The sequence below is a fragment of the Nonomuraea zeae genome (assembly GCF_005889725.1).
Taxonomy (GTDB): Bacteria; Actinomycetota; Actinomycetes; order Streptosporangiales; family Streptosporangiaceae; genus Nonomuraea; species Nonomuraea zeae.
The window spans coordinates 1-4,150 of record NZ_VCKX01000533.1; the positions used below are offsets into that span (position 1 = coordinate 1).

The 4,150-nt window shown below is 69.9% G+C and carries 4 protein-coding genes; all 4 read left to right on the forward strand.

Annotated features, from left to right (window positions below; all coding sequences use genetic code 11):
- Positions 1-84 precede the first annotated feature (84 nt).
- The 4 genes from ETD85_RS60585 (at position 85) to ETD85_RS60600 (ending at position 3,952) form a co-directional block, all read left to right on the forward strand.
- Positions 85-372: a TOBE domain-containing protein gene (locus tag ETD85_RS60585; RefSeq protein WP_170247473.1), complete on the forward strand. Its 288-nt coding sequence runs from the start codon at positions 85-87 to the stop codon at positions 370-372.
- Positions 372-2,126 carry an ABC transporter permease gene (locus tag ETD85_RS60590; protein WP_138698817.1) on the forward strand — a complete coding sequence of 585 codons (1,755 nt, stop codon included), beginning with the start codon at positions 372-374 and terminating at the stop codon, positions 2,124-2,126. Before ETD85_RS60585 ends, ETD85_RS60590 begins: the two co-directional genes overlap by 1 nt.
- A gap of 11 nt (positions 2,127-2,137) precedes the next feature.
- Complete coding sequence (locus tag ETD85_RS60595) at positions 2,138-3,232, forward strand: ABC transporter substrate-binding protein (protein WP_138698818.1); 1,095 nt, start codon at positions 2,138-2,140, stop codon at positions 3,230-3,232.
- 81 nt (positions 3,233-3,313) lie between these two features.
- Positions 3,314-3,952 carry a GntR family transcriptional regulator gene (locus ETD85_RS60600; RefSeq protein WP_138698819.1) on the forward strand — a complete coding sequence of 213 codons (639 nt, stop codon included), beginning with the start codon at positions 3,314-3,316 and terminating at the stop codon, positions 3,950-3,952.
- Positions 3,953-4,150: the final 198 nt, after the last annotated feature.

A 4,150-nucleotide genomic window follows, 5' to 3' on the forward strand; every position in this document is an offset into this window, starting at 1 on the left:
AGTAACTCAGCGATGAACTAACAAGATTTTTTATTCAAGCAGAAGACGGCATACGAGGTGTCTTAGGGTCTCGTGGGCTCGGAGATGGGTATAAGAGACAGGGTCAACGCGCTGCCGGGCCAGGTCGCCCGCTTCGCCTTCCAGGGCTCCACCGTCGTGTACCGGATCCGCATCGGGGCCGAGCTGGAGCTGGACGCGGTCCAGCTCAGATCCGCCGGCCCGCCGTTCGGCCTGGACGACCCGGTCACCGTGTCGCTGCCGCCGAGCGCGATCCGGGTCCTCCCGGCAGAGGTGCCCGCAGGATCGGCGGCAGGATCGGCCGCAGGCTTCGCGGGAACGGCCGCGGAAGCGTCGGCGGAAGTGCCCGCGTGATGACCGCCCAGACCGCGGAGCGGCCGGTGCGCGGCAGGACCGCCGCGCTGCCCGGCCGCGCCCGCCGCCTGCTGCGCGCGGCGTCGCTGCCGGGTGCGCTGCTCGTCGTGCTCGCCGTGCTGATCCTGGCCCCCGTCGCCCTGGTGGTGCTGGCCGCCTTCGCCTCCGACGCCCCCCGGCCCGGCAACATCGGCCTGGCCGGGCTCACCCTGGACAACTTCGTCAACGTGACGACCGCCGGCTCGGTCGCGGCGACGCTCAACTCGCTCAAGGTGGGGCTCGGCGCCTCCGTGCTGGCGCTGCTCATCGGCGGGTTCCTGGCCTTCGTCACCGCGCGGACGAACGTGTACCTGCGCGGGTTCCTGTACCTGGTCGGGCTCGTCCCCATGCTGCTGCCGTCCTACGTGGGCGCGCTGGCGTGGTCGGTGCTGGGGAGCGAGAACGCGGGCCTGCTCAACATCACCCTGCGCGACCTCGGGCTGCCCAGGTTCGTGGACGTCAACAACGTCGCCGGCCTGATCCTGGTGCTGGCGCTGTACTACGCGCCGTACGCGTTCCTGCTCGTCCACGGGGCGCTCAGCCTGATGAACCCCGATCTGGAGGAGGCCGCCAACGTCCACGGCGCGTCGTTCGGCCGGGTCCTGCGCCGGGTCACCCTGCCGCTGATCACCCCGGCGATCCTCGGCGCGGCCGTGCTGATCTTCGTGCTCACCGTCGAGAACTTCCCGGTGTCCCAGATCATCGGCGGGGCCGCCGGCGTGGAGACGCTGCCCACCTACATCTACCGGCTGATGAACTCGACGCCGTCACGAGGCAACGAGGCGGCGGCGGTGGCGATCGCGCTCGTGGCGGTCGTACTGATCGTCACCGCGCTGCAACGGCGGATGCTGGCCCGGCGCTCCTTCACCACCGTCTCGGGCAAGGGGATGAAGCCGCGCAGGATTGACCTCGGCCGCTGGCGGCTGCCCGCGCTGCTGCTCGGCCTCGGCTATTTCGCGCTGTCGGCCGTGCTGCCGGTGCTCGCGCTGCTGTTCGTCGCGCTGCACGACTCGCCGTACATCAGCACGGTGCTCGGCGCGTTCACCAGGGCGGGCACGTTCACGCTGGAGTCGTTCCAGGACGTGCTGGGCTCCGGCGTCACGCACCGGGCCACGGTCAACAGCGTCGTGGTGTCGATCGCGGCGGCAGTGCTCGGCACCGTGCTCGCCTTCGTGGTGGCTTACGTGGTGCACAGGACCAAGCTGCCCGGCCGTGGGCCGCTGGAGTACGTCTCCATGCTCCCGCTGGCGATCCCGTCGATCGTGCTCGGCCTGGGCCTGCTGTGGACCTGGCTGATCGCGCCGGTCCCGGTGTACGGGACGCTCACCGTCATGGTGATCGCCTTCGTCGCGGCCCAGATGCCGCAGGGCTTCCGCGGGGTGGCCGCGTCGATCGTGCAGGTAGACCGCGACCTGGAGGACTCCGCCGTGATGCACGGCGCCTCCCGCGTCCGGGCGATCACCGCGGTCACCGCGCCGCTGCTGCGGGTCGGGCTGACCTCGACGTTCCTGCTGCTGCTGATGCTGTCGATGCGCGAGCTGACCGTCCCGCTCTTCCTGTTCACCTCGGATACGCGGCTGCTCTCGATCGTCATCTTCGACGACTTCGACAACGGGATCCTGCAGCGGGCGGCCGCCACGAGCCTGCTGTATTGCCTGGTGATCCTCACCCTCTCCATCGTGTCCAGGCGTCTCGGCGCCAACGAGCAGAAGTAGCTGGAGATCTCATGAAAGCTGGCCGTACGGGCGCCCTCGCGGCCTCGGTGCTGCTGACCCTGGCGGTGGCGGGGTGCGGCGGTGGCGGAGCCACGGGCGGCGCCGACGCCACGGCGCTGGTCGTCGGCGGCGAGACGATCGCCGACGAGAAGCTGTACTCCGCCGCCAAGGACGAAGGCTCGCTGGTCTTCTACACCGGCGGCAGCGAGCAGTCGGAGAAGGCCGTCACAGAAGCGTTCACCAAGGCCACCGGAATCGACGTGGAAATCGTCCGGCTGGCTCCCAACAAGCTCACCGAGCGCATTCTCGCCGAGGCCGGTGCCAGGAAACTCGGCGCCGACGTGATCCGCACGTCGGGCGAGGACATCATCCTCTCCCTCGCCAAGGCCGGAGCGTTCCAGAAACTGGCGGTGCCGGCCGCGGTGAAAGCCGCCGTGGGCGACGCGGTCAAGGAGGACGGGCTTTACTTCTCCGGCTTCGACCGCGTCTATTCCTTCGCGTACAACAACGCCGTCATCCCCAAGGATCAGGCGCCGAAGAACTGGGCGGACCTGCTGGACCCGAAATGGCAGGGCAAGCTGTCGATCGTGCAGGTCGGCGCCGGCGGCAGCACCGCCGCGCTGACCCGATTCCAGTTCGACAAGATCGGCGAGGACTATCTGACGAAGTTCGCCGCCAACAAGCCGCGGATCTTCGACTCGTCGGCGGGACAGACCGACGCGCTGGCGCGCGGCGAGGTGGCGGTGGCCACGATGCCGGTCGCGACCGGCATCGGGTCGATCGCCGACGGGGCCCCGATCACGGTGGCCGTGCCCGCGGAAGGAGCGGTCGGATACCCGTTCTACGTGGGGGTGGGCGCGCAGGCGCCGTCGCCCGCCGCCGCCAAGGTCTTCGCGAGCTGGCTGCTGTCCAAGGACGCCCAGAAGATCGCCGTGCAGCAGGGCGACTATCCGGTGCGCAAGGACGTCGGCACCCCCAAGGCCGGTGACGTGGCTTTCCCCGCCGCCGATTCGGGCTGGCTCTACCGGGCGGACGCCAAGACCATGCTGGCGCACACAGCGGAGGACGCGAAACGGTGGCGGGAAATCTTCGGCTACACCGGCTGACGGGATATCGGCGGCCATTTCCCGGCCGCCGATGTGGAACGATCAAGCTGCCTACCGGAGCCAGGATCAGGGACGTCGACCATGAAACTTGTTGACCGCATTCGTGAGGCCGTCTTCGCGGGAGACCTGGCGCCGAACCAGCGACTCATCGAGGCCGATCTCTGCGCGCAGTTCGGCGCTTCCAGGTCGCACATCCGCAATGCGCTGGCCGACCTGGTGAGCGAAGGGCTCGTGGAACGCATTCCGCACAGAGGCGCGCGGGTCCGGGCCATCACCCTGGCCGAGGCCATCGAATTCACCGAGGTCCGCATGGTCGTCGAGGGCCTCTGCGCGGCCAAGGCGGCCGCCAGGGTCACCGACGACCAGGCCGGGCAGCTGCGCGCCATCGGGGCCCGGATGAAGGAGCATGTGGCGGCGGGCGACCTCATCGAATACTCCAACTGCAACAAGGAGCTGCACTCCTTCATCCGGCTGATCGGCGGGCAGTCGGCGGCCACCGACATCATCGAGCGGATCCGCGGCAACCTCACGCGCTACCAGGTCCGGCTGGCCTTCCAGCCGGGCCGCGCGGCCGTGTCGCTGCCGCAGCACCTGGAGATCATCGAGGCCATCTGCGCACACGACGAGGACCGGGCGGAGGCGGCCATGCGCGTGCACCTGTGCAGCGTCATCGAGGCACTGGAGCAGGCCAGACCGACCACCGAGAGCGGAACCCCCTGATGCCCCTACTCCCGGCCGCGCGGGCGCCCGAAGCGCCGCCGGTTGCGCGGTCGCCCGCGGCACTGCCGGTCATACGGGCGCCTGAAGCGTCGCCTGGTGCGCGGGCTCTCGCGGTCACGCCGGCCGCGTGGGCGGTCGGATCAGCGCCGTTCGCGCGGACGCTCGTGGAGCTGCCGGTCGGGCGGATGGGCGGAGGGC

Coding starts and splice junctions, on each gene's coding strand:
- ETD85_RS60585 (WP_170247473.1), top strand. CDS start 85: ATGGGTATAAGAGACAGGGTCAACGCGCTGCCGGGCCAGGTCGCCCGC.
- ETD85_RS60590 (WP_138698817.1), top strand. CDS start 372: ATGACCGCCCAGACCGCGGAGCGGCCGGTGCGCGGCAGGACCGCCGCG.
- ETD85_RS60595 (WP_138698818.1), top strand. CDS start 2,138: ATGAAAGCTGGCCGTACGGGCGCCCTCGCGGCCTCGGTGCTGCTGACC.
- ETD85_RS60600 (WP_138698819.1), top strand. CDS start 3,314: ATGAAACTTGTTGACCGCATTCGTGAGGCCGTCTTCGCGGGAGACCTG.